The following is a 20,986-nucleotide window of genomic DNA, read 5'->3' on the forward strand; positions in this document are numbered from 1 at the left end:
ATAAACGAAGGAATTGAATTGTCAACAACACCAAAGAAAAATATGCGCTCACGCAAGCCGACGATGAGTGAAGTACCCGATACCGCCGCTGAAGTTACGCCGGCGGCCGAACCGAAGAAGCGCGTGAGCAAGAAGGCTGCTGGCCCGGCGCTCTCGAAGATTCGGCGCGCAGATCCGTTTCTCGAACGGGAACTGCAGAAATACGAATATCCGCTACCGAGCCGCGAGTACATCCTGCAGACCCTGACGGATCGCGGCGTGCCGATGACCGGCGAAGATCTCGCCGACGCGCTCGACATCACGCTCGAAGAGTCTGACGTGTTTGCGCGCCGCCTCGGTGCGATGGAACGCGACGGTCAGATGATGCGCAACCGTCGTGGCGCGTACATCCTGCCGGACAAGGCGGATCTGATTCGCGGCCGGGTGGAAGGCCATCCCGATGGGTTTGGCTTCCTGAAGCCGGAGGAGGGCGGCGACGACCTCTTCCTCGGCCCGCGCGAGATGAAGGCCGTGCTGCACGGCGACCGCGCCCTGGTGCGGGTCACCGGAGCGGACTGGAAGGGGCGTCGCGAAGCCAAGATCGTCGAAGTGCTCGAGCGTGCTAACGAGCGCCTGGTTGGTCGCGTCGTTGTAGAGCACGGCGTGCACTACGTTGTGGCCGAGAACCGACGCATCAACCAGGAGATCCTGCTCGCGCGCGAGGGGCGTACCAAGCTTCCCGTCGCTGGTCAGGTCGTGACCGTCGAGCTCGTGCAGCAACCGACGAAGAACAGCCAGCCCATCGGCAAGGTGGTCGAGGTGCTGGGTGCTTACGCCGATCCGGGCATGGAAATCGAGATCGCCCTGCGCAAGCACGATCTGCCGTTTGAGTTCTCGAAGGCTGCCAAAGCGCAGACGGCGCGGATTCCCGATACGGTGCGCGAGAGTGATCTGGGCGGTGGCCGCGAGGACTTGCGCGCACTGCCGCTGGTGACGATCGACGGAGAGACCGCAAAGGACTTCGATGACGCAGTGTTCGCCGAACCGGTTGGCAAGGGCTGGCGTCTGGTCGTCGCGATCGCCGATGTGAGCCACTATGTCACCGAGGGCAGCGCGCTCGACAAGGACGCCTACGAACGCGGCAATTCGGTGTACTTCCCGCGCCGCGTCATCCCGATGCTGCCGGAGAAGCTCTCGAACGGCCTGTGCTCGCTGAATCCCAACGTCGATCGCCTGTGCATGGTCTGCGACATGGCGATTTCGGTGACCGGCAAGATTCAGCGCTATCGCTTCTACCCTGCCGTCATGCATTCGAAGGCGCGCCTGACCTACACCAAGGTTGCCGCAGCCCTGTATGACAAGGATGAGGCCACGCGTGCAGAGCTTGCGCCCTTGTTGCCGCATCTGGAGTCGCTCGACGCGGTGTTCCAGATTCTGCTCAAGGCGCGCGCACGGCGCGGTGCGATCGATTTCGAGACGACCGAGACGCGCATGGTGTTCAACGACCAGGGCAAGATCGAGAAGATCGTGCCGGAGACGCGCAATGACGCGCACCGCCTGATCGAGGAGTGCATGCTCGCAGCCAACGTATGCGCCTCCGAATACCTCGAGTTCAACGAACAGCCGGCGCTGTATCGGATTCACGAGGGGCCGAAGCCGGAGAAGCTGGAAAAGCTGCGGACCTTCCTCGGCGAATTCGGTTTTGACCTGGGCGGTGGCGACGACCCTGCCGCATCTGATTTTGCGCGTTTGATCGACCGTATCAAGACGCGGCCGGATCGCCAGCTGCTGCAGACGGTGATGCTGCGTTCGCTGCGCCAGGCGATGTACAGCCCGGACAACGTCGGCCACTTTGGCCTTGCCTACGACGCATACACCCACTTCACGTCGCCGATTCGTCGCTACCCGGATCTGCTGGTGCATCGCGCCATTAAGGCCGTGATCGCTCGGCAGCAGCCGCGCAAGAAGAGCAAAGCGGCGGAAGCGCTCGCCGCGCTGGATCTTGATGAAGTCGGCGCGCATTGCTCCGCGACCGAGCGTCGTGCTGACGAAGCTACGCGCGATGTCGAGGCCTGGCTCAAGTGTTTCTTCATGCAAGACCGGATCGGTGAGCAATTCGAAGGCAGCGTTTCTGCCGCCGTCCCGTTCGGTATTTTCGTGGCGCTCGACGATGTGTTCATCGAAGGCTTGGTGCACATCTCGGATCTGGGTGCCGACTATTTCCACTTCGACGATGCGCGTCACGAACTGGTGGGCGAGCGCACCGGGCAGCGTTTCCGTCTGTCCGATCGCGTGAAGGTGCAACTGGTGCGCGTGGACCTCGAAAGCCGCAAGATCGACTTCCGCCTGGTCGAGGCCACGCCGTCGGCAACCGCGCGTCGCGGCAAGACTGCGCGCGACGCCGCGCGTGGCGATGCACGCGAGAAACCGGTCGTGGCATCGCTGGACGATGACGAAGGTGAGTTCGTGAGCTGGCGCGAGCTTCAGGGGGTGAAGGCCGGCGCCCAGGTGCCGGGCGCCGGAGCAGGCCGCCGCAAGACGGCTGGGCCGGCACGCGAACGCAGCGGCCCGCCACCGGCGGGTGCGAAGAAGGCAGGCAGCAAGCCAGCGAAGAAAGCTGGCGCCGCGCCGCGTAAGGCAACCGGCGGGAAGCCCGCACCGACAGGCAAGAAGCCGGCGCCCAAGGGTGGCCCGCGCAAGAAGGGAGGCCGTCGTGGCTGAAACGCGTTACATCCATGGTTTTCACGCGATTGGCGCCAAGCTGCGGCATGACCCGGAATCGGTGCTCGAAATCTATCTGGACGCCAAACGCGCCGATGCAAGGGCGAAGGACCTTGTGGCACGCGCCGAGCTGGCGGGCGTGCGGCTACATCCGGTGGATGGGCCACGGCTGGATGGCATGGCGGGTACCCACCGCCACCAGGGCGTTGTCGCAAAAATCGACGCGCGGCAGCGCGCGCTGAAAGTCGACGATGTGCTCGAAGGCCTGACGGAACCGGCCCTGCTGCTGGTGCTCGATGGGGTGACTGATCCGCACAACCTTGGCGCTGCGTTGCGTGTGGCAGACGGCGCTGGGGCGCATGCGGTGATTGCGCCGAAGGACCGCTCGGTCGGGCTCAACGCCACGGCGATGAAGGTTGCCAGCGGCGCTGCAGACACCGTGCCCTACATCACCGTGACCAACCTGGCCCGCACGCTGCGCGAGTTGCAGGATGCTGGCGTGTGGTGTGTCGGCGCGGCGGGCGAGGCGGAGAAGGACCTCTACGCCATCGACCAGCGTGGATCGCTCGCCTGGGTGCTGGGGGCTGAGGGTGATGGGCTGCGTCGACTCACGCGCGAAACCTGCGACGAGTTGGCGAAGATCCCGATGTACGGCTCGGTCGAGAGCCTCAACGTTTCGGTTGCCAGCGGAATCTGCCTGTTTGAGGCGAGGAGGCAGCGCACGCGTAGCGCCTAAGGCGATTGCTCGGCGGTTCGCCCTCCGCGCAGCGCCAAGTATCGGCTGCGCAAGGGCTGCGGCGACCTCGCGTCGTGAGACGGCGCATTGCCGCGCAGATGTCCGCTTTCGCCGTGTTATGATTCGGCGTGGCGGGTCTCCTCGCATTGCAGCGTGGGAATCTGGTCAGGTCCGGAAGGAAGCAGCCATAACCGCTCCCTGCAAGTGCCGGGGGTCAGGCTCGCCACCCTGAATACGAGAAGGGCGCCGAAGGAAACTTCGGCGCCCTTTGCTTTTTCAGCGCTGTGCGTCCTTACGTCGCGATGCCGACATGCTTGCCGATACCGTGCGCCGGCGAACTGATCGTGTGGATGCGCGGGTCGAGATGCGGCGTTCGGTCTGCTCCGATCGCGCTGGCGCCCTGCATGGCCAGAACCGTTACACCGCCCATGAAGATGGCGAGCCCAAGGCTGCGGCGTGCGCGGCGCAGGGTTTGGCTGCGAGTGATCTGGTTCATGGTGGCCTCCCGTTGCTCTGTTGGTGTTGCTCAGTGTGGTCGTTTGGTTTCGGTAGGGCCAATTGATTAAAGCAACCATTGCCATCAGGTTTGCCTATCGGTCGGCTACGCCGCACCGCTCGCGGGGCCCCTCCGACCCTCTGCTAGAATCCCCCGCATGAGTTACTTGGTGCTGGCGCGCAAATGGCGCCCAAAAAGCTTCGACACCCTCGTCGGGCAGGAGCATGTGGTGCGCGCGCTGACGCATGCGCTGGCCACCGGCCGCCTGCACCACGCCTGGCTTTTTACCGGCACGCGAGGGGTCGGCAAGACGACGATCTCGCGCATCCTCGCCAAGGCCTTGAACTGCGAGACCGGGGTGACGGCGACCCCGTGCGGCGTGTGTTCGGCCTGCCAGGAAATCGATGCCGGGCGCTTCGTCGATTACGTCGAGATGGACGCCGCGAGCAACCGTGGCGTGGACGACATGGCCTCGCTGCTGGACAAGGCGGCTTATGCGCCGACCCGCGGTCGCTACAAGGTCTACATGATCGACGAAGTGCACCAGCTCACCGGGCATGCGTTCAACGCGATGCTCAAGACGCTGGAAGAGCCGCCCGCGCACATGAAGTTCATCCTCGCGACCACCGATCCGCAGAAGATTCCGGTCACCGTGCTGTCGCGCTGCCTTCAGTTCAATCTGAAGCAAATGCCGCCGGGGCACATCGTCGATCACCTGTCGCGCATCCTTGAGCAGGAGAACGTGCCCTTCGAGGCCGGCGCCTTGCGCCACCTTGCGCGCGGCGCGAACGGCTCGATGCGTGATGCGCTGTCCTTGCTTGACCAGGCGATCGCGCATGGCGCGGGCCGTGTCGAGGAGCAGGGCGTGCGCGACATGCTGGGCTCGGTTGGCGAGGATCAGCTCTACGCGCTTGTGGAAGGCCTTGCGGCACAAGACCTTCCGGCGATGCTGGCGGTGGCTGACGAGATGCAGGCACGCAGCCTCAGTTTTGAAGCCGCATTGCAGGCGTTTGCCAGTCTCCTCCATCGTCTTGCGCTGACCCAGTTCGCCCCGCAGGCCATCATGGACCTGCAGGAGCGTGCGCAGCTTGAAGCGTTGGCAGCGCGTTTTGATCCGGAATTCCTGCAGCTGGCCTATCAGATTGCGATTCATGGTCGCGACGATCTTGCGCTGGCGCCGGATCCCTATGCCGGATTCACGATGACACTTCTGCGCCTGCATGCGTTCCGCCCGGAGATGCCGGGCGATGTACGCGGTGCGCAGGGTGGGGCGCCCTCGGGTGGCGGTGCGCCGCGCGCGCGACCAATGCCGGCCGCTCCGCAGGTCGCAACCACTGCGCCGCAGACACAGGCTGCACCCGCCGCGGCACCGCGCGCGCAAGCGCCGGTGGCGGTGTCGACGCCGCGCGAGCCTGCGCCTGATCCCGAACCAGAGCCTGCTGCGCCAGCGCCGACTGTTGCTGCACCGCAAAGCGAACCGCCGTTTGATCCAGGTTTCGATGACCGCTACGAACCGGTACTCGAGCCGGATTTCGAACCGCCATTTGATCCACCCTATGTGCAGGCGGAGGCACGTACCGCTGCGCCAGCTGCACGCGAAGCCGCGCAGAAGCCTGCCGAGGTGGCGCCTGCGGTTGTCGAGCCGGCGAGCTGGAATGGCGCGCTCGACGACTGGCATGGCATGGTTGCCGCGATGCGGCTGGGCGGATTGGTGCGTGAGCTCGCGCAGCAATGCGAGCTGCTGGGTTTCGATGGTTCCTTGGTGCGCTTGCGCCTGCCCGAAACGCACAAACATCTGGCCGCGATGCAGAGCACGCGCGACAAGTTGCAGGACGCGCTGACCGGCCTGTTGGGGCGTGCTGCGCGTCTTGGTATCGAGATCGGCGCCGTTGCCAGTGAAACGCCGGCACAGCGCAACCAGATTGAAAAGCAGCGTCGCCATGCTGATGCCGTGGCGGCGCTGGAAGCCGATCCCTTCGTGCGCGAAGTGATCGAACGATTCGATGCGACGCTTGTGGAAGCGTCGGTAAAACCGCTTTAAGAAGGAGAGCAAGCGATGTTCAAGGGTGGTGGCATGGGCAATCTGGCCGGGCTGATGAAGCAGGCCCAGCAGATGCAGGAAAACATGAAGAAGGCGCAGGAAGCCCTGGCGCTGATCGAGGTCGAGGGTGCGTCGGGTGCCGGCATGGTCAAGGTTCAGATGACCTGCAAGTACGATGTGCGCCGCGTGACGATTGATCCCTCGGTCATGGATGACAAGGAAATGCTTGAAGACCTCGTCGCCGCCGCCATGAACGATGCGGTGCGCAAGGTTGAAGCCACCACGCAGGAGAAGATGGCCGGCTTCACCGCCGGACTCAACCTGCCGCCGGGCATGAAACTGCCCTTCTGAGCCAATGGGGCGCGGTGCTCTGCCAGGTGCGGAGCTACGCGCCTCACAACTGAAGCGACTGCATGCCTGCCGCCCTAGACGAACTGATTGATGCCTTGCGCGTGTTGCCAGGCGTGGGGCCGAAGTCCGCCCAGCGTATGGCCTATCACCTGCTGCAGCGTGATCGTCAGGGCGCCGGGCGTCTCGGGCGGGCGCTGGAAGGCGCGCTTGCGCACATCCGCCATTGCAATCGCTGCAATACCTTCACCGAGGCCGAGGTCTGCGATCGCTGCCTCAATCCTGCGCGCGATCCGCAGCAGCTTTGCGTGGTGGAGATGCCGGCCGACCTCGCGATGATGGAGCAGACCCACGCCTACCGCGGCATGTACTACGTGCTGATGGGGCGCGTCTCACCACTCGACGGCATCGGTGCGCGCGAACTGCGGCTCGACCGCCTGTTGGCGCGAGCGACCGACGGTACCGTGCAGGAAGTGATCCTCGCGACGAACTTCACCAACGAGGGTGAAGCGACTGCGCACTACGTCGGCGAGATGCTGCGCGCGCGCGGGCTGAAGGTCAGCCGCATCGCCCGCGGGCTGCCGGTCGGCGGCGAGCTGGAACACACCGATATCGGAACAATTGCGCAGGCGCTGGTCGAGCGCCGCGCGCTCTGAGGGCTGCAAGCTGGACGAACAACGCTTCCTCGATCTGTTGTTCGGGCGCATCAAACGCCCGTGGGTGACCACTGTGCTGCTGCTGGCCAACGGCTTGGCATTTGGCTGGCTGATGCTGCGTAGCCACGGCTTGCTGCAGATCGACAGCCGGGTGCTGATTCGCGCCGGCGCACTGTACGGCCCGGCGGCACTGACGGGCCAGACATGGCGTGTCGTCACCGCGCTGTTCCTGCACGGCGGGCTGATGCACATCGCGATGAACATGTTCGCGCTGTGGCAGGTCGGTGCGGTGACTGAGCGACTCTTTGGGCACCGCAACTTTCTGTTGACCTACGCCGGAGCGGGCCTGCTCGGCTCGCTCGCGAGCCTGTGGTGGAAGCCCGCGGTGCTGAGCGTGGGCGCTTCGGGCGCGATCTTCGGTCTCTACGGCGCCTTGCTCGCCTACCTGATTTTTGAACGCCGCGCGGTGCCCGAGGGTTTGCTCCAAGAACTGCGTACCAGCACGGTGGCGTTCATCGGCTTCTCGCTGGTCGCCGGATTCACCTTGCCGGGCATCGACAATGCCGCGCACGTCGGCGGCCTGGTCGGCGGTTTCGTACTCGGCGCGGGCTTTGCTCACCCGCTCGACCAGAGGCCGGGGCTGGGCGTGTGGCTGCGCGGGCTCGCTGGCATCTCGGCGGTATGCGGTGTTGCGTTGGTGCTGTGGGGCGGGGCGCAGCCGGCGGGTGAAGGCTTCCGCCGCATGGCTGCCGAGCAGCATCAGACCCTGCTGTTCGCCGAGGCGGATCAGGAGCTGACACAGCACACGGCCGCTTTGGTGGCCGGTATGCGGCAGGGCAAGATCACCAGCGCTGAAGCGCTCGAACAGATCGAGGGGGAGCTGCTGCCGGGGCGCGAGCTGCAATTGCGCACTGTGACGGCGCTGCCCGCAGGAGCGCCGAACCGCGAGCTTCTGCTGCATTACGTCCAGGCGCGGCGCAGTGCCGTGGTCGCCCTGGGTCAGGCCTGTACGACAGGAAATCCGCGCTGGTTTGATCTGGCGGTTAACCATTCGCTGCGGGCTGACAACATCATCCTTGCATTGCGTCTGCAGCAGGCCGAAGGCGTCAAGAGCAGGCAGTAAGTTTGCCCGGGGGAGGGCAGCAATGAACACGACGGTGGGCGCTACGGTGAAGTGGGGCGTGCTTGGCGCCGCACGGATCGCCGAACAAGCGTTGATTCCGGCAATCCGGGCTGCGGGTGGGCATGTGGCCGCCCTCGGCTGCCGTGATTTGCAGCGGGGCCAAGCCTATGCGCAGTGCAATGGCATCCCGCACACGATGGGCTATCTCGATCTGGTGCAAAACGCGGATGTCGATGCGGTCTATATCGCCTTGCACAACGCCGCGCATTTGCCCTGGGCGCTTGCCGCCCTGGCTGCGGGAAAGCATGTGCTGTGCGAGAAACCGCTTACGCTCAACGCGCGGCAGGTCGCGCAGTTGCAGGCTGCTCAGCGGATTCACGGCCGCTTTGCGATGGAAGCGTTCATGTATCGCTTTCACCCCGCGATCGAGCAACTCCACGCGCTGGTGCGTGATGGCGCGATCGGCCAGCCGCGCGTGATGCGCGGCGCCTTCGCTTTCGTGCTCGACCGGCCCGAGGATGTGCGCTGGGACCCGGCAATGGGTGGCGGCGCCCTGTACGACGTCGGGTGTTATCCACTCGACCTGATGCGCCAGTTGACCGGTGAGCAACCCGACGTGCTGGCAGCCCAGGCGAGCTACACCGATCGCGGTGTGGACCATGCGCTAAGCGCGCTGCTGCGGTTCGGCGATGCGACGGCGCACATGGACTGCGGCTTCTCGCTGCCCTTCCATCAGGGGTTTGAAGTGCTCGGTGCGCATGGCGCCTTGCGGGTTGATCAGCCCTTCCTGAACAAGGACCGGGATGTCGTGCTGTGGCACGACGCGCACGCGTATCGCTTTCCGCCCACCGATGCGTATGTACGCATGGTGTCCCATTTCCAGCGTGCGATTCGCGTCGAGGAGCCCCTGCGGTATCCGCTTGATGATGCGTTGGCGCAGGCGGAGACGCTCGACCGTGTTTTTCTCGCGATGGAGCCAGCGCCAGCCGGCGCAATGTGAGTCGTAGTGCGGGCGCGCTGCTAAGCTGAAAGCAGGCCCAAAACAAGAAAACGAGGGTTGCGATGAAGGCCTTTCCGGCGGTGATGAGTCATCCTGGGGTTCGGCGCTGGGGGCGCCGTGCGGCGATCGCGGTTGTGGCGGTTCTGGTACTCGCCGGGGCCGTGGGGGTGCTGGTGCCGCCCTTCGTGCGCGGCGCGCTGCAGAAGGAATTGGGCGCCGTACTTGACCGGCCGGTCACGGTCGGTGCCGTGCACATCAATCTGCTTCGGCTGTCGGCTGGCATTGATGACCTGAAGATCGGCGGGCGCCCCGGTGAGCCGCCGCTGCTCGAAATCGGCCGCGCCGAAGCCAATCTGGAAGGCCCCAGTTCCCTGCTGCATCGTGCTGTGGTCGTGCGTTCGCTCAGTATCGAACGGCCGCAGGTGTACGTTGCCCGCGAGGGGGCGAACCGCTACTCGATCAGCGATATTCTCGAACGCCTCGCCAAGCAGCCCAAGAAAGAGGGCGGCGGCGACACGCGCTTTGCGCTCTACAACATCGAAGTCCGCGATGGCGTGCTTCGCTTCAACGACAAGCCTGTTGGCCGCGAGCACCGCATTGAGCGCCTCACGTTTGGCCTGCCGTTCATTTCCAGCATCCCGGCGGATGTCGATATCTTCGCCAGCCCGCACTTGTCGGCGCTGGTGAATGGCACCGCGCTCGAACTCGGTGGCAAGGCGCGCCCCTTCTTGCGCGAGCGGCGCGATGCTGAAATCGAGCTCAAGCTGGCACCGATCGAACTGGCCCCGTATCTCGCCTATCTGCCCAAAAAACCGGGGGTTACCCTGGACAAGGGCAAGATCGCGGCCGATCTGCGCCTACGCTTCGAACAGCCTCTGGGAAAGGCGCCCGCCATTTCGCTGTCGGGCCAGGCCAGCGCGCTGGATTGGCTGGTGCGCGACTCGGACGGCAGCGACATCGCGCACTTCGAGGCGCTGCGTATCGCACTCGCCGACGTTCAGCCGCTGGCGCGTAAGGCGCATGTGCAACAGGTGGAACTGGTCAAACCCGGCATGGCGGTCGAGTTCGATCGCACGAACCGGGTCAAGGCCGTACTGGCGATTCAACGCGAATTGCTGGCCTACGCGGCACCGGCCGATGCGGCGGCGCCTGCCCAGCCGGAAGCCGGCGGCGGCTGGCAGTGGCAGATCGACCGCATCGCGCTGGATCGTGGGCATGTCGATATCTCCAACGTGACCACCGATCCGCCCGTGAAGATGGCTGTTGAAACGCTGGACATCGAACTGAAGGGGCTGTCTTCGGCGCTTGATAAAACTGCGGCGCTCAAGGTCGCTGCCAAGGGCGACGCGGGTGAATCGATCGGACTCGATGCGAAGCTTGCGATCAAACCACTGCATCTGGCCGGGGTGCTGGACTTCGCTGAGTTTCAACCCGCGCGGGGCTCGCCCTACGTCGCCGCGACGGTGCCTGGATTGGTGATCGATGCCGCCCGTTTCAGCGGCCATGTTCCGTTGGATCTGCAGGTTGGCGAAAGCGGGGTCGGCATCGTGCTGACTGATGCGGAGCTTGGCGCAGCAGACGTTGCGCTGCGCGTGCGTGGCGAGAAGACGCCCTTCCTGAAGGCCCCGAAGATCGCCCTGAGTGCGGTGACCTTGGACCTTCCGCAGCGCACGATCAAGCTTGGCGCCGCGACGATCGATGCGCCTGAATTCGCTTTGCAGCGTGACAAGGAGGGGCGTTTCAATCTCTCGCGCCTTATGGGAACGAAGCCGGCCGCCAAAGCGAGCGAACCGCCCAGGACCGCCAAGGCGGAATCCGACTGGGCCTACGCCCTGGGCGAACTGAAGCTCAACGGCGCAACGCTGCGTTACGAGGACGTCTCGCACGTGACCCCGCTGCGCCTGAACCTCTCGCCACTGACGCTGGCCGTGAGCAACGTGGACAGCCGTGCGGGCAGCTACGCGCAGCTCAAGTTGGCAACGGGCTGGAACCAGAAGGGGAAACTGGCGGTGGATGGACGCGTGTCGCCGCAGCCGCTGCGCGCCGACTTGAAGATTGACGGCAGTGGCCTGGACGTCGTACCGCTGGTGGCACAGGTGACGCGTGACTATGAGGTCTCCGTGACACGCGCGAAGGTGTCGGCGCAAGGGGCGCTCAGCATCGACCTGAGTAAGCCCGATGCGCCCGCGGGCAGCTACAAGGGACGCGTGGCGGTGGCGGATTTCTCGTCGCTCGATCTGATCAACGATGCCGACTTCGTGCGCTGGGGCAACTTCTCGGTCAGCGGTATCGATCTGCGCTTGGCGCCATTGTCGATCGGCATCGGCGAGATCGCGTTGCGCGATTTGCAGACCCGGCTGATTCTGAGCAAGGAGGGTGAGCTGAATCTGCGCGAAGTCACGCAGCGTCGTCACTCGGATGACGATACCCCCACGCCCCCGCCTACTGATGCTAAGAAAGCGGCGGCTGCACCCAGCACGGCGACGGTGCCACCCGCGAAGCCGATGCCGCCGATCCGGATCGACCGCATCGTGTTGAGCGGCGCGTCGATCAACTACAGCGATCGCTTTGTGCGGCCGAATTTCGATGCGCGCCTTTCCGGGGTTGCCGGCCGTATCGAGAACCTCGGCACCGATCCGGCGAAAGTGGCCTCGCTGGATCTGCGGGGTGCGGTGGATGGGCTGGCGCCACTCGAAATCAGCGGCCAGCTTGCGCCGTTCCGTAACGACCGCTTCCTCGACGTGAAGACCTCGGTCAAGGGGTATGAGCTCACGGCCCTGTCGGCATATGCGAGCAAGTACGTTGGCTACGGCATCGAGAAGGGCAAGCTCTCGATGGATCTGCGCTACCGCATCGAAGATCGCAAGCTCAGCGCCGAGAACCATGTGTTCCTCGACCAACTGACCTTCGGCGACAAGGTCGAGAGCCCGGATGCAACCTCGCTACCGGTGCGCTTCGCGGTGAATCTGCTGAAGAACAGCCGCGGCGAAATCGACGTCAATCTGCCCGTGGGGGGCACGCTTGATGACCCGGAGTTTTCGGTCGGCGGCATCGTCTGGAAGATGATCCTCAACTTCTTCGGCAAGATCGTCTCGTCGCCGTTCTCCTTCCTGGCAGGCGGTGGTGCGGATGCCGATTTTTCCAACCTGCCGTTTACCGCGGGTTCGGCCCGTATTGACGCCGAAGGCACCAAGCGACTCGATACCGTTGCGAAGACCTTGAAGGACCGGCCTGCGCTTACCCTTGAGTTGATCGGGCGCGCCGATCCGCTGGTCGATGCGGAAGGGCTCAAGCGCGAGAGCTATCAGCGCAAGATTCGCAGCCTGAAGTTGCAGGACATGGCGAAGGCGGGCGAATCGGGCGGCAGCATCGACGAGGTGCGCATCGACCCGGCCGAATATCCGGCACTGCTCAAGCGTGTTTACGCCGACGAGAAGATCCCCAACAAGCCGCGCAACGTCGTGGGGATGCAGAAGGATGTTCCCGTCGCTGATATGGAGCGGATGCTGATGAGTGTTGCCAACGTCGGCGACGCCGATGTGCGCGCACTGGCGCAGGAGCGTGCGAACCAGGTCAAGGCTTGGTTGGTCGAAACCGGGAAGGTGCCCGTCGAGCGCGTGTTCGTTCTGGCGCCCAAGGTGGGAGAAGACAAGGACAAGAGCGACGCGAAGGCTGCCACAAGTGCCAGTCGCGTCGATTTTTCACTGCGCTGACCCAATCGGTCTGGCGCGATTATCGGCTGACGGAGCAACTCACACCCATGACCCAAGCCCTTGGCGCGGAAGCGCTGGACCAATTGTTCAACGCCGCACGCACGCACAGCAAATGGCTCAACAAGCCAGTCGAGCCCGCGTTACTGCACCGACTTTACGATCTGCTGAAGATGGCGCCGACGTCGGCCAACTGTTCGCCGGCACGCATCGTCTTTGTCACCTCGCCGGAAGCCAAGGCGCGTCTCGCCCCAGCGCTTGATGACGGAAACCGCGCAAAGACGATGGCGGCGCCGGTGACGGCGATCATCGGTTACGACCTGCAGTTCCACGACCGCCTCGACTTTCTGTTTCCGCATACCGACGCAAGATCCTGGTTCGCGGGCAATGACGCCAAGATCCAGACCACGGCCTTCCGCAATGGTAGCCTCCAGGGCGCTTACCTGATTCTTGCCGCCCGTGCCTTGGGGCTCGATTGCGGGCCGATGTCCGGCTTCAACAATGCGATGGTCGATGCCGAGTTCTTCGCCGGCACCGCCATCAAGAGCAACTTCCTCTGCAACCTTGGTTACGGTGACGCGAGTGCGCTGCATGCGCGCAGCCCGCGCTTCGCCTTCGACCAGGCATGCGGCATCGTCTGAGGCGCATCATGGCAATCGCAAAACTCACCGAGGCCGAGCGTGCAGCGCTGGTGTCACTGAACGGGTGGGCGCACGACGCCAGCCGTGATGCGCTGGTGAAGCACTTCAAGTTCAGGGACTTCAGCGAGGCCTGGGGATTCATGAATCGCGTGGCGCTGCTGGCAGAGAAGCACGACCATCATCCCGAGTGGAGCAACGTCTACAACCGCGTCGAGATCTTGCTGACGACACACGACGCAGGCGGTTTGTCGGCGCGCGATGTGGCGATGGCGAAGGCGATCGACGCCTTGTAACCCGCGTTGGCCGAGAACGAGAAAAGGGCACCCGCGGGTGCCCTTTTTGTGGTCGCGATCGACCGACCTCAGGCGGCGGCGAGCGCTTGTTCCAGATCAGCGATCAGGTCGTCGATATGCTCGATACCGATCGACAGGCGCACCGTATCCAGCGTTACGCCCGCTTTCTCAAGTTCAGCCGGCGAGAGTTGGCGGTGCGTGGTGGAGGCCGGGTGGCAGGCAAGCGACTTCGCGTCGCCGATATTCACCAGGCGGGTGAATAGCTTCAGCGCATCCTGGAAGCGCGCGCCGCCTTCCAGGCCGCCCTCGACGCCGAAGGTCAGGATGCCGGACGGGCGGCCGCCCATGTACTTCTGCGCCAGCGCATGGTCGCGGTGGTCGGCAAGCCCCGCGTAATTCACCCACTTCACCTTCGCATGGCCCTTCAGGTATTCGGCGATCTTGCGGGTGTTTGCAGTGATGCGATCCATCCGCAGCGCGAGCGTTTCGATGCCCTGCAGGATCATGAAGGCGTTGAAGGGCGAGATCGCGGCGCCCATGTTCCGCAGCGGCACCACGCGGGCGCGGCCGATGTAGGCCGCCGGGCCAAGCGCTTCGGTGTAGACCACGCCGTGGTAGGACACATCCGGCTCGTTGAGGCGGCGGAAGCGCGCCTTGTGATCCGCCCACGGGAACTTGCCCGAGTCTACGATCGCTCCGCCGATCGAGTTGCCATGGCCACCGAGGTACTTGGTCAGGGAGTGCACCACGATGTCCGCGCCGAATTCGATCGGTCGCAGCAGGTAGGGCGAGGGCACTGTGTTGTCGACGATCAGCGGCACCCCGTGGCGGTGTGCGATAGCGGCGATCGCTTCGATGTCGGTGATGTTGCCGAGCGGGTTGCCGATCGATTCAACATAGACCGCCTTGGTCCGCTCATCGATCAATGCTTCAAAGCTCGCCGGGTCACGGTAGTCGGCAAAGCGCACGTTGATGCCGTACTGCGGCAGCGTATGGGCGAACAGGTTGTAGGTGCCACCGTAGAGCGTGGCGGCTGACACGATGTTGTCGCCGGCCTCCGCGATCGTCTGGATCGCGTAGGTGATCGCCGCCTGGCCGGAAGCCAGTGCCAGCGCGGCGATGCCGCCTTCGAGCGCGGCCACGCGCTTCTCCAGCACATCCTGAGTCGGGTTCATGATCCGCGTGTAGATGTTGCCCGGCACCTTCAGGTCGAACAGATCGGCGCCATGCTGGGTGTCGTCGAAGGCGTAGGCCACCGTTTGGTAGAGCGGCACCGCGACTGCGCGCGTGGTCGGGTCGGGCGAGTAGCCGGCATGTACCGCAAGCGTTTCGAGCTTCATCTGTTTGGTCTCCGGGTCACAAAAACAAGCGCACGAGTATAGAGGCGGCGCCGGCGGCGGCTATTGCGAAATCTTGCAATGCATATCGTCTCCTGCCGCCATTCTGGCGCCGCTGGCGTCAACTTGAATAAATACATGGGCTTGTATAAAATCGCGGGTTCCCTTGCTCCACCGGTTTCGCATGCCGGGGGGCTGTGATTCACGCAAACCGCAAGGAGCATCCATGCGACATTACGAAGTTGTCTTCATCGTCCACCCGGACCAGTCCGAACAGGTGCCGGCGATGATCGAGCGCTACAAGGCGCTCGTGACCCAGCGTGGCGGCCAGATCCATCGTCTTGAAGACTGGGGTCGTCGTCAGCTGGCTTACCCGATCCAGAAGGTTCACAAGGCTCACTACGTCCTGATGAACATCGAGACGGATCAGGAAGCGCTCACCGAACTCGAACACGCGTTCAAGTTCAACGACGCCGTCCTGCGCCACCTCACCATCAAGATGAAGAAGGCCGTCACTGCGCCGTCTCCGATGATGAAGGAAGAGAAGGCCAAGTCGCTGACCCCGGCACCTGCTGCCGACGAAGCCAAGACCGCCGAAGCCTGAGTCGCCTGACTCCCGGGCCACCAGGAGGTGATGCGTAACGCACTGGTTCTGGATGGAGTGATCGCCGAATGCGGCGTACTCCGCAGAACGCCGGCAGGGATGCCGGTCCTCGAATTCAGCCTCGAACATGTCTCACGACAGATCGAAGCCGGGATCGAGCGGGAAGTGCGGTGCGAAGTTTCCGTCCTGGCCTTGGGTGATGCCGCGCTGTCCGCGCAGGCTCGGCGCCCGGGTGACAAGGTGACGCTCACCGGATTTCTCGCAGCGCGTAGCGCGCGGCACAAGGGTCTGGTGATGCATGTGAATACGATCGAAATTTTGGAAGGGAACTGAAAATGGCTTTCAGACCGAAGAAAAAAGATGACAAGAAGGGCGGCAACCGCCGCGGCGGGCTCTTCAAGCGTCGCAAGTTCTGCCGTTTCACGGCTGAAAAAGTCGAGCTGATCGACTACAAGGACGTCGACGTCCTCAAGGAATTCGTGACCGAAACCGGCAAGATCATGCCGGCCCGTATCACCGGCACCAAGGCCGGCTATCAGCGTCAGCTGCAGGCTGCTATCAAGCGCGCCCGCTTCCTGGCCCTGCTGCCGTTCTGCGACCTGCACGACTAATCGGGTCGAAGAGGAATTACCATGCAAATCATTCTGCTCGAAAAGGTCATCAACCTCGGCAATCTCGGCGATGTCGTCAAGGTCAAGGACGGTTACGCCCGTAACTTCCTGATCCCGAACGGCAAGGCCAAGCGCGCTACCGCTGACAACCTAGCTGCCTTCGAAGCCAAGCGCGCTGAACTTGAGCGCGTTGCTGCCGAGAAGCTGGCTGCTGCTCAGGAACTGGCCGGCAAGCTGGACGGCACCACCGTTCAGATCGTTCGCAAGGCTGGTGTCGATGGCCGTCTGTTCGGCTCCGTCACCAATGCCGACGTCGCCGAAGCGCTCAACGCGCAAGGCTTCTCGGTTGAGAAGGCTGCGGTTCGCATGCCGCTCGGCCCGATCAAGGCTATCGGCGACAACGCGCTGCAAGTCGCGCTGCACACCGATGTGCTGGTCAACGTGACGGTGTCGGTGCTCGGCGAGAACTAAGCCGACCCCGCTGCTGCATGTGAAACGGCCCGCTTTTGCGGGCCGTTTTCTTTTGAGCGCGGTATCGGCCGTGTGGCCGATACGCAGCGTTCAGTGCAGCTTGATGCGCGGATTGCGCATACGGTCGATGGCCTCGACCCAGGTCGCCAGCCAGGTGCGAAACATGCCGTTGATCGCGACCTGATGCTTCTTGTAGAGCGACCAGTACATCCACTTGGCGAACATGCCCTCGATGAACACGCCGCCGCTGGCCACGCGCCCCATCAGGCTGCCCACCGTGCTGTATTCGCCAAGCGAAACCAGCGAACCATGGTCGTGGTAGCGGAAGGGCAGGCCTGGCTTGCCCGCCAGCACCCGCGGAATGGTCTTGGCGAGCAGCAGCGCTTGCTGGTGTGCCGCCTGGGCGCGTGGAGGCACCATCGCCTTGCCGCTATCGTCCATCGGGCACGCAGCGCAGTCGCCCATCGCGTAGATGGATGGGTCGCGCGTGCTGCGCAAGGTGCGATCGACCACCAGCTGGTTGATCCGGTTGGTTTCAAGTCCGTCGATCTCGCGCAGAAAATCCGGTGCCTTGATGCCGGCGGCCCACACCGTCAGGCCACTCGGGATGAACTTGCCGCTGCCCATACGCACGCCTTCGGCGCTGACCTCGACAACCTTTTCGTTGGTGTGCAGATCGATGTCGAGCTTGCGCAGCTCTCGCGACACGGCCGACGATACGCGCTCGGGCAGCAGCGGCAGAATGCGTGGCGCGGCGTCGACGATCGAGATCTTCAGATCGCGTTCCGGATGCAGGTTCTCCAGCCCGAAGCTCGCCATGATGCGGGCGGTCATATGCAGCTCAGCGGCGAGCTCCACGCCTGTCGCGCCGCCGCCGATGATCGCCACGGTGAAGCGCCCTTGGCCCGCAGCCGGGCCGCCTGCCTGCGCGCGGATCGAGGCGTCGATCAGTTTGCGGTGGAAGTGCAGCGCGGCGGCGGGCGAGTCCAGCATGATGCTGTGCTCGCGCGCGCCCGGCGTGCCGAAGTCGTTGGTCTGGCTACCTAGCGCGAACACGAGCGTGTCGTAGGGCAGGCTCGACTCCGGTAGCAGAATCTCGCCTTCAAGCGAGCGTACGGGCGCCAAACGGATCTGCTTGCTGGCTCGATCGAGCCCGGTGAATTCACCCTGCCGGAAACGGAAGTGGTGACGCCGACCGAGCGCAAGGTATTCGATCTCGTCTGCATGGCTGTCGAGCGTGCCTGCCGCAACCTGATGCAGCAGCGGTTTCCAGACGTGCGTGCGGCCGCGGTCGACGAGGGTGATGTCTGCCTTGCCGGGTTTGCCGAGGCAGTCGCCGAGTTTGACCGCCAGTTCGAGCCCGCCTGCGCCGCCGCCGACGATGATGATGCGATGGCGCGGTGTTGCGTCAGCCTGTGTCACGTTTGAATCTCCGGTGCTGCTGAAGGACCGGGGACTCTAGCGGCAATGCGCTAGGGGCGACAATCGAATTTCATGATTGACGCATCGGCCGCCCCTATGTCGCGGAAACCCGCATGCCGGCGTGCGCTCAGAGCAGTACGAGATTGTCGCGGTGGATCAGCTCTGGTTCGTCGACATAACCGAGAATGCTCTCGATTTCATGGCTGGCGTGGCGGGCAATACGGTTTGCCTCACGGCTGGCGTAGTTCGTCAGTCCGCGTGCCAGCGCGCGGCCATCGGGCCCCACGCAGGCGACTACGGCGCCGCGGCCAAATTCACCTTCGACCGAAACCACGCCGACCGGAAGCAGGCTACGACCGGTTTCGAGCGCGCGCACCGCACCCGCGTCAAGATGAAGCGTGCCGGCGAGCTGAAGATGATCCGCCAGCCACTGTTTGCGGGCCGCCAGCGGCGAGCTGGATGCGTAGAGCAGAGTCCCCAGCGATTCACCTTTGGCGAGTCGCAGCAGCGCGTCGGCCTCGCGGCCGCTGGCGATGCAGGTGTGCGTACCGCTGCGTGCACCGCGCTGCGCAGCGCGAATCTTGGTGATCATGCCGCCGCGCGAGATACCGGTGCCGGCACCGCCAGCCATCGCTTCGAGCGACGTGTCTTCGGCGCGTGCTTCGGCCACCAGCGTGGCATCCGGGTCTTTACGTGGGTCGGCGGTGTAGAGGCCTTGCTGGTCGGTCAGGATGATCAGCGCGTCGGCTTCGATCAGATTGGCGACCAGGGCACCGAGGGTGTCGTTGTCGCCGAACTTGATCTCGTCAGTGACGACTGTGTCGTTCTCGTTGATGATCGGAATCACGCCGAGATCCAGCAGCGTCAGCAGGGTCGAACGTGCATTGAGGTAGCGGGTGCGATCGGCGAGATCTTCGTGCGTCAGCAGCACTTGGGCGGTTTTCAGGCCATGGGCTGAAAAGATGCCCTCGTAGGCTTGCGCGAGGCCCATTTGCCCCACCGCTGCAGCGGCTTGCAGTGCATGCGTCTCGTGCGGGCGGGTCGTCCAGCCCAGGCGTTGCATGCCGGCTGCGATCGCGCCGGAAGAGACCAGCACGATCTGTCGGCCTTCGCGACGCAGTGCCGCGATTTGGCGCGCCCAGTCTTCAAGGGCGGCGAGCGCGAGTCCGCGCCCGTTGTCGGTCACCAGTGCGCTGCCGACTTTCACAACCAGCCGGCGGGCTTCGCGGATCTGCTCGCGCATCGCTTACTTGTCCTCGTCTTCGTCCGTTTCGTCTTCGCTGTCGTCGCCTTCCGCGGCCGCCGCGGCGAGGATTTCTTCCTCGGAGGGGCCGACCGGTTCGGCCGGCAGGCCTTCCTCGTCGTCAACGAACTCCGGCTTCGGTTGGGCGTCGAGGAATTCCTGAATCGCCAGCACCAGCGAGCGGCAGTTTTCCCCGTTGATCGCCGCAATCGCAAACCAGCGCTCGACGGGACCGTAGGCGTCGAGGAAGGCTTTGACGCGCGCTTCGCGCTCTTCCTCGTCGAGCAGGTCGATCTTGTTGATGATCAGCCAACGCGGTTTGGCGGCGAGTGCCGGGTCGTACTTCTCGAGTTCTGCAACGATCGCCTTCGCTTCACGAACCGGGTCAGTCTCCGGCGAGAAGGGGGCAATGTCGACCAGGTGCAACAGCACGTTGGTGCGCGCAAGGTGCCGCAGGAAGCGATGTCCAAGCCCGGCGCCGTCTGCAGCACCCTCGATCAGGCCTGGGACGTCGGCGATCACGAAGCTGCGCCCCTCGTCGGTCCGCACCACACCCAGGTTCGGATGCAGCGTGGTGAAGGGGTAATCGGCCACCTTCGGCTTGGCCGCCGAGACTGCGCGGATAAAGGTCGATTTGCCGGCATTCGGCATACCGAGCAGGCCCACGTCAGCAAGCACCTTGAGTTCCAGATGCAGGCTGCGGCGCTCGCCGGGAATACCCATCGTCTTCTTGCGCGGCGCACGGTTGGTGGCGGTCTTGAAGTGCAGATTGCCCAAGCCGCCGCGCCCGCCGCGGGCGATCACCACCCGCTTGCCGTCCCGGTTCATGTCGGCGATGCGCTCGCCGGTCTCCAGGTCGGTGATGATCGTTCCGACGGGCATGCGCAGGACGATGTCCTTGCCGCCCTTGCCAAAGCAATCCTTGCTGCCGCCGTTCTCGCCGCGCTCTGCGCGGAAGGTGCGGGTGAAGCGGTAGTCGATCAGCGTGTTCACATTGCGATCGGCCACCACGATGACGTGGCCACCGTGGCCGCCGTCGCCGCCATCCGGGCCGCCCTTGGGGATGTACTTCTCGCGGCGGAAGGAGGCCATACCGTTGCCACCGTCGCCGGCGAGCACATCAATGCGGGCTTCGTCGAAAAATTTCATGCGTTTCTCCTTGCACCGCAGACAGGCGGTCGCACCTAGAAGGATGCGACCGCCTCTCTGCAGTGGTTGTGCGCCATCAGAAATGAAAAAGCCCTATCACGCGGATAGGGCTTTTGCTTCCCGACAGCGATGATTACTGCTGGGCGGGCACCACGGTGATGGTGCGGCGGCGGCTCGCGCCCTTGATCACGAACTGAACGACGCCGTCGATCTTCGCGAAGAGGGTGTGATCCTTGCCGATGCCGACGTTGTCGCCCGGGTGGTATTCGGTACCGCGCTGACGAACGAGGATGTTGCCAGCCAGCACGAATTGACCGCCGTAGCGCTTGACGCCGAGGCGTTTCGATTCTGAGTCGCGGCCGTTACGTGAACTGCCGCCGGCTTTTTTGTGTGCCATGTGCGTGA

The 20,986-nt window shown here is 64.1% G+C and carries 20 protein-coding genes and 1 other RNA gene; 15 read left to right on the top strand and 6 right to left on the bottom strand.

Annotated features, from left to right (window positions below):
* The first annotated feature begins 63 nt into the window (after positions 1 to 63).
* The 3 genes from rnr (at position 64) to ffs (ending at position 3,664) form a co-directional block, all read left to right on the top strand.
* Positions 64 to 2,700 carry a ribonuclease R gene (gene rnr / locus HH302_RS02090; RefSeq protein WP_172197504.1) on the top strand — a complete coding sequence of 879 codons (2,637 nt, stop codon included), beginning with the start codon at positions 64 to 66 and terminating at the stop codon, positions 2,698 to 2,700.
* Positions 2,693 to 3,436 carry a 23S rRNA (guanosine(2251)-2'-O)-methyltransferase RlmB gene (gene rlmB, locus HH302_RS02095; protein WP_172197507.1) on the top strand — a complete coding sequence of 248 codons (744 nt, stop codon included), beginning with the start codon at positions 2,693 to 2,695 and terminating at the stop codon, positions 3,434 to 3,436. The genes rnr and rlmB overlap by 8 nt, the downstream gene beginning before the upstream one ends.
* Positions 3,437 to 3,566: 130 nt before the next feature.
* Positions 3,567 to 3,664: signal recognition particle sRNA small type (ffs, locus tag HH302_RS02100), an RNA gene on the top strand.
* Between the two features lie 64 nt (positions 3,665 to 3,728).
* On the opposite strand, the gene HH302_RS02105 is transcribed toward ffs, so the two are convergent.
* Positions 3,729 to 3,932, bottom strand: a complete 204-nt coding sequence (locus HH302_RS02105; protein ID WP_172197509.1) for a hypothetical protein — start codon at positions 3,930 to 3,932, stop codon at positions 3,729 to 3,731.
* A 157-nt stretch (positions 3,933 to 4,089) separates the two neighbouring features.
* On the opposite strand from HH302_RS02105, the gene dnaX reads away from it, so the two are divergent.
* The 8 genes from dnaX (at position 4,090) to HH302_RS02145 (ending at position 13,744) form a co-directional block, all read left to right on the top strand.
* Positions 4,090 to 5,973 (top strand): DNA polymerase III subunit gamma/tau, encoded by a 1,884-nt coding sequence (gene dnaX, locus HH302_RS02110; protein WP_172197512.1) that lies wholly within the window; start codon positions 4,090 to 4,092, stop codon positions 5,971 to 5,973.
* A 15-nt stretch (positions 5,974 to 5,988) separates the two neighbouring features.
* On the top strand, positions 5,989 to 6,324 hold the full coding sequence (locus tag HH302_RS02115; protein WP_172197515.1) for a YbaB/EbfC family nucleoid-associated protein: 336 nt from the start codon (positions 5,989 to 5,991) through the stop codon (positions 6,322 to 6,324).
* Positions 6,325 to 6,386: 62 nt separating this feature from the next.
* On the top strand, positions 6,387 to 6,977 hold the full coding sequence (recR, locus tag HH302_RS02120; protein ID WP_172197518.1) for a recombination mediator RecR: 591 nt from the start codon (positions 6,387 to 6,389) through the stop codon (positions 6,975 to 6,977).
* Positions 6,943 to 8,100: a rhomboid family intramembrane serine protease gene (locus HH302_RS02125; protein ID WP_172197521.1), complete on the top strand. Its 1,158-nt coding sequence runs from the start codon at positions 6,943 to 6,945 to the stop codon at positions 8,098 to 8,100. The genes recR and HH302_RS02125 overlap by 35 nt, the downstream gene beginning before the upstream one ends.
* A 22-nt stretch (positions 8,101 to 8,122) precedes the next feature.
* Positions 8,123 to 9,100: a Gfo/Idh/MocA family protein gene (locus HH302_RS02130; RefSeq protein ID WP_172197524.1), complete on the top strand. Its 978-nt coding sequence runs from the start codon at positions 8,123 to 8,125 to the stop codon at positions 9,098 to 9,100.
* Positions 9,101 to 9,162: 62 nt separating this feature from the next.
* On the top strand, positions 9,163 to 12,813 hold the full coding sequence (locus HH302_RS02135; protein WP_172197527.1) for a DUF748 domain-containing protein: 3,651 nt from the start codon (positions 9,163 to 9,165) through the stop codon (positions 12,811 to 12,813).
* Positions 12,814 to 12,860: 47 nt separating this feature from the next.
* Positions 12,861 to 13,451 carry a malonic semialdehyde reductase gene (locus tag HH302_RS02140; protein WP_172197530.1) on the top strand — a complete coding sequence of 197 codons (591 nt, stop codon included), beginning with the start codon at positions 12,861 to 12,863 and terminating at the stop codon, positions 13,449 to 13,451.
* A gap of 8 nt (positions 13,452 to 13,459) precedes the next feature.
* On the top strand, positions 13,460 to 13,744 hold the full coding sequence (locus tag HH302_RS02145; RefSeq protein WP_172197533.1) for a 4a-hydroxytetrahydrobiopterin dehydratase: 285 nt from the start codon (positions 13,460 to 13,462) through the stop codon (positions 13,742 to 13,744).
* 68 nt (positions 13,745 to 13,812) lie between these two features.
* Here the strand turns inward: HH302_RS02145 and HH302_RS02150 are convergent, their stop codons facing one another.
* Positions 13,813 to 15,084 (bottom strand): O-acetylhomoserine aminocarboxypropyltransferase/cysteine synthase family protein, encoded by a 1,272-nt coding sequence (locus HH302_RS02150; protein ID WP_172197536.1) that lies wholly within the window; start codon positions 15,082 to 15,084, stop codon positions 13,813 to 13,815.
* Between the two features lie 223 nt (positions 15,085 to 15,307).
* On the opposite strand from HH302_RS02150, the gene rpsF reads away from it, so the two are divergent.
* The 4 genes from rpsF to rplI are packed head-to-tail and all read left to right on the top strand — an operon-like array spanning position 15,308 to position 16,767.
* Entirely contained in the window at positions 15,308 to 15,685 is a 378-nt protein-coding gene (gene rpsF, locus HH302_RS02155; RefSeq protein WP_172197539.1) for a 30S ribosomal protein S6, read from the top strand.
* Positions 15,686 to 15,715: 30 nt separating this feature from the next.
* The gene (gene priB, locus HH302_RS02160) at positions 15,716 to 16,018 is read left to right on the top strand and encodes a primosomal replication protein N (RefSeq protein WP_172197542.1); all 303 of its coding nucleotides are present in this window, start codon (positions 15,716 to 15,718) and stop codon (positions 16,016 to 16,018) included.
* Between the two features lie 2 nt (positions 16,019 to 16,020).
* Entirely contained in the window at positions 16,021 to 16,296 is a 276-nt protein-coding gene (rpsR, locus tag HH302_RS02165) for a 30S ribosomal protein S18 (protein WP_172197545.1), read from the top strand.
* Between the two features lie 21 nt (positions 16,297 to 16,317).
* Positions 16,318 to 16,767 (top strand): 50S ribosomal protein L9, encoded by a 450-nt coding sequence (gene rplI, locus HH302_RS02170; RefSeq protein ID WP_172197548.1) that lies wholly within the window; start codon positions 16,318 to 16,320, stop codon positions 16,765 to 16,767.
* 90 nt (positions 16,768 to 16,857) lie between these two features.
* Here the strand turns inward: rplI and HH302_RS02175 are convergent, their stop codons facing one another.
* The 4 genes from HH302_RS02175 to rpmA form a co-directional block, all read right to left on the bottom strand.
* Entirely contained in the window at positions 16,858 to 18,189 is a 1,332-nt protein-coding gene (locus tag HH302_RS02175; RefSeq protein WP_172197551.1) for an NAD(P)/FAD-dependent oxidoreductase, read from the bottom strand.
* 127 nt (positions 18,190 to 18,316) lie between these two features.
* Entirely contained in the window at positions 18,317 to 19,432 is a 1,116-nt protein-coding gene (proB, locus tag HH302_RS02180) for a glutamate 5-kinase (RefSeq protein ID WP_172197554.1), read from the bottom strand.
* A gap of 3 nt (positions 19,433 to 19,435) precedes the next feature.
* Positions 19,436 to 20,581, bottom strand: a complete 1,146-nt coding sequence (cgtA, locus tag HH302_RS02185) for an Obg family GTPase CgtA (RefSeq protein WP_172197557.1) — start codon at positions 20,579 to 20,581, stop codon at positions 19,436 to 19,438.
* Positions 20,582 to 20,714: 133 nt separating this feature from the next.
* Positions 20,715 to 20,978, bottom strand: a complete 264-nt coding sequence (rpmA, locus tag HH302_RS02190; protein ID WP_172197560.1) for a 50S ribosomal protein L27 — start codon at positions 20,976 to 20,978, stop codon at positions 20,715 to 20,717.
* Between the last annotated feature and the right edge of the window lie 8 nt (positions 20,979 to 20,986).

This window comes from Niveibacterium sp. COAC-50, from assembly GCF_013184235.1.
Taxonomy (GTDB): domain Bacteria; phylum Pseudomonadota; class Gammaproteobacteria; order Burkholderiales; family Rhodocyclaceae; genus Niveibacterium; species Niveibacterium microcysteis.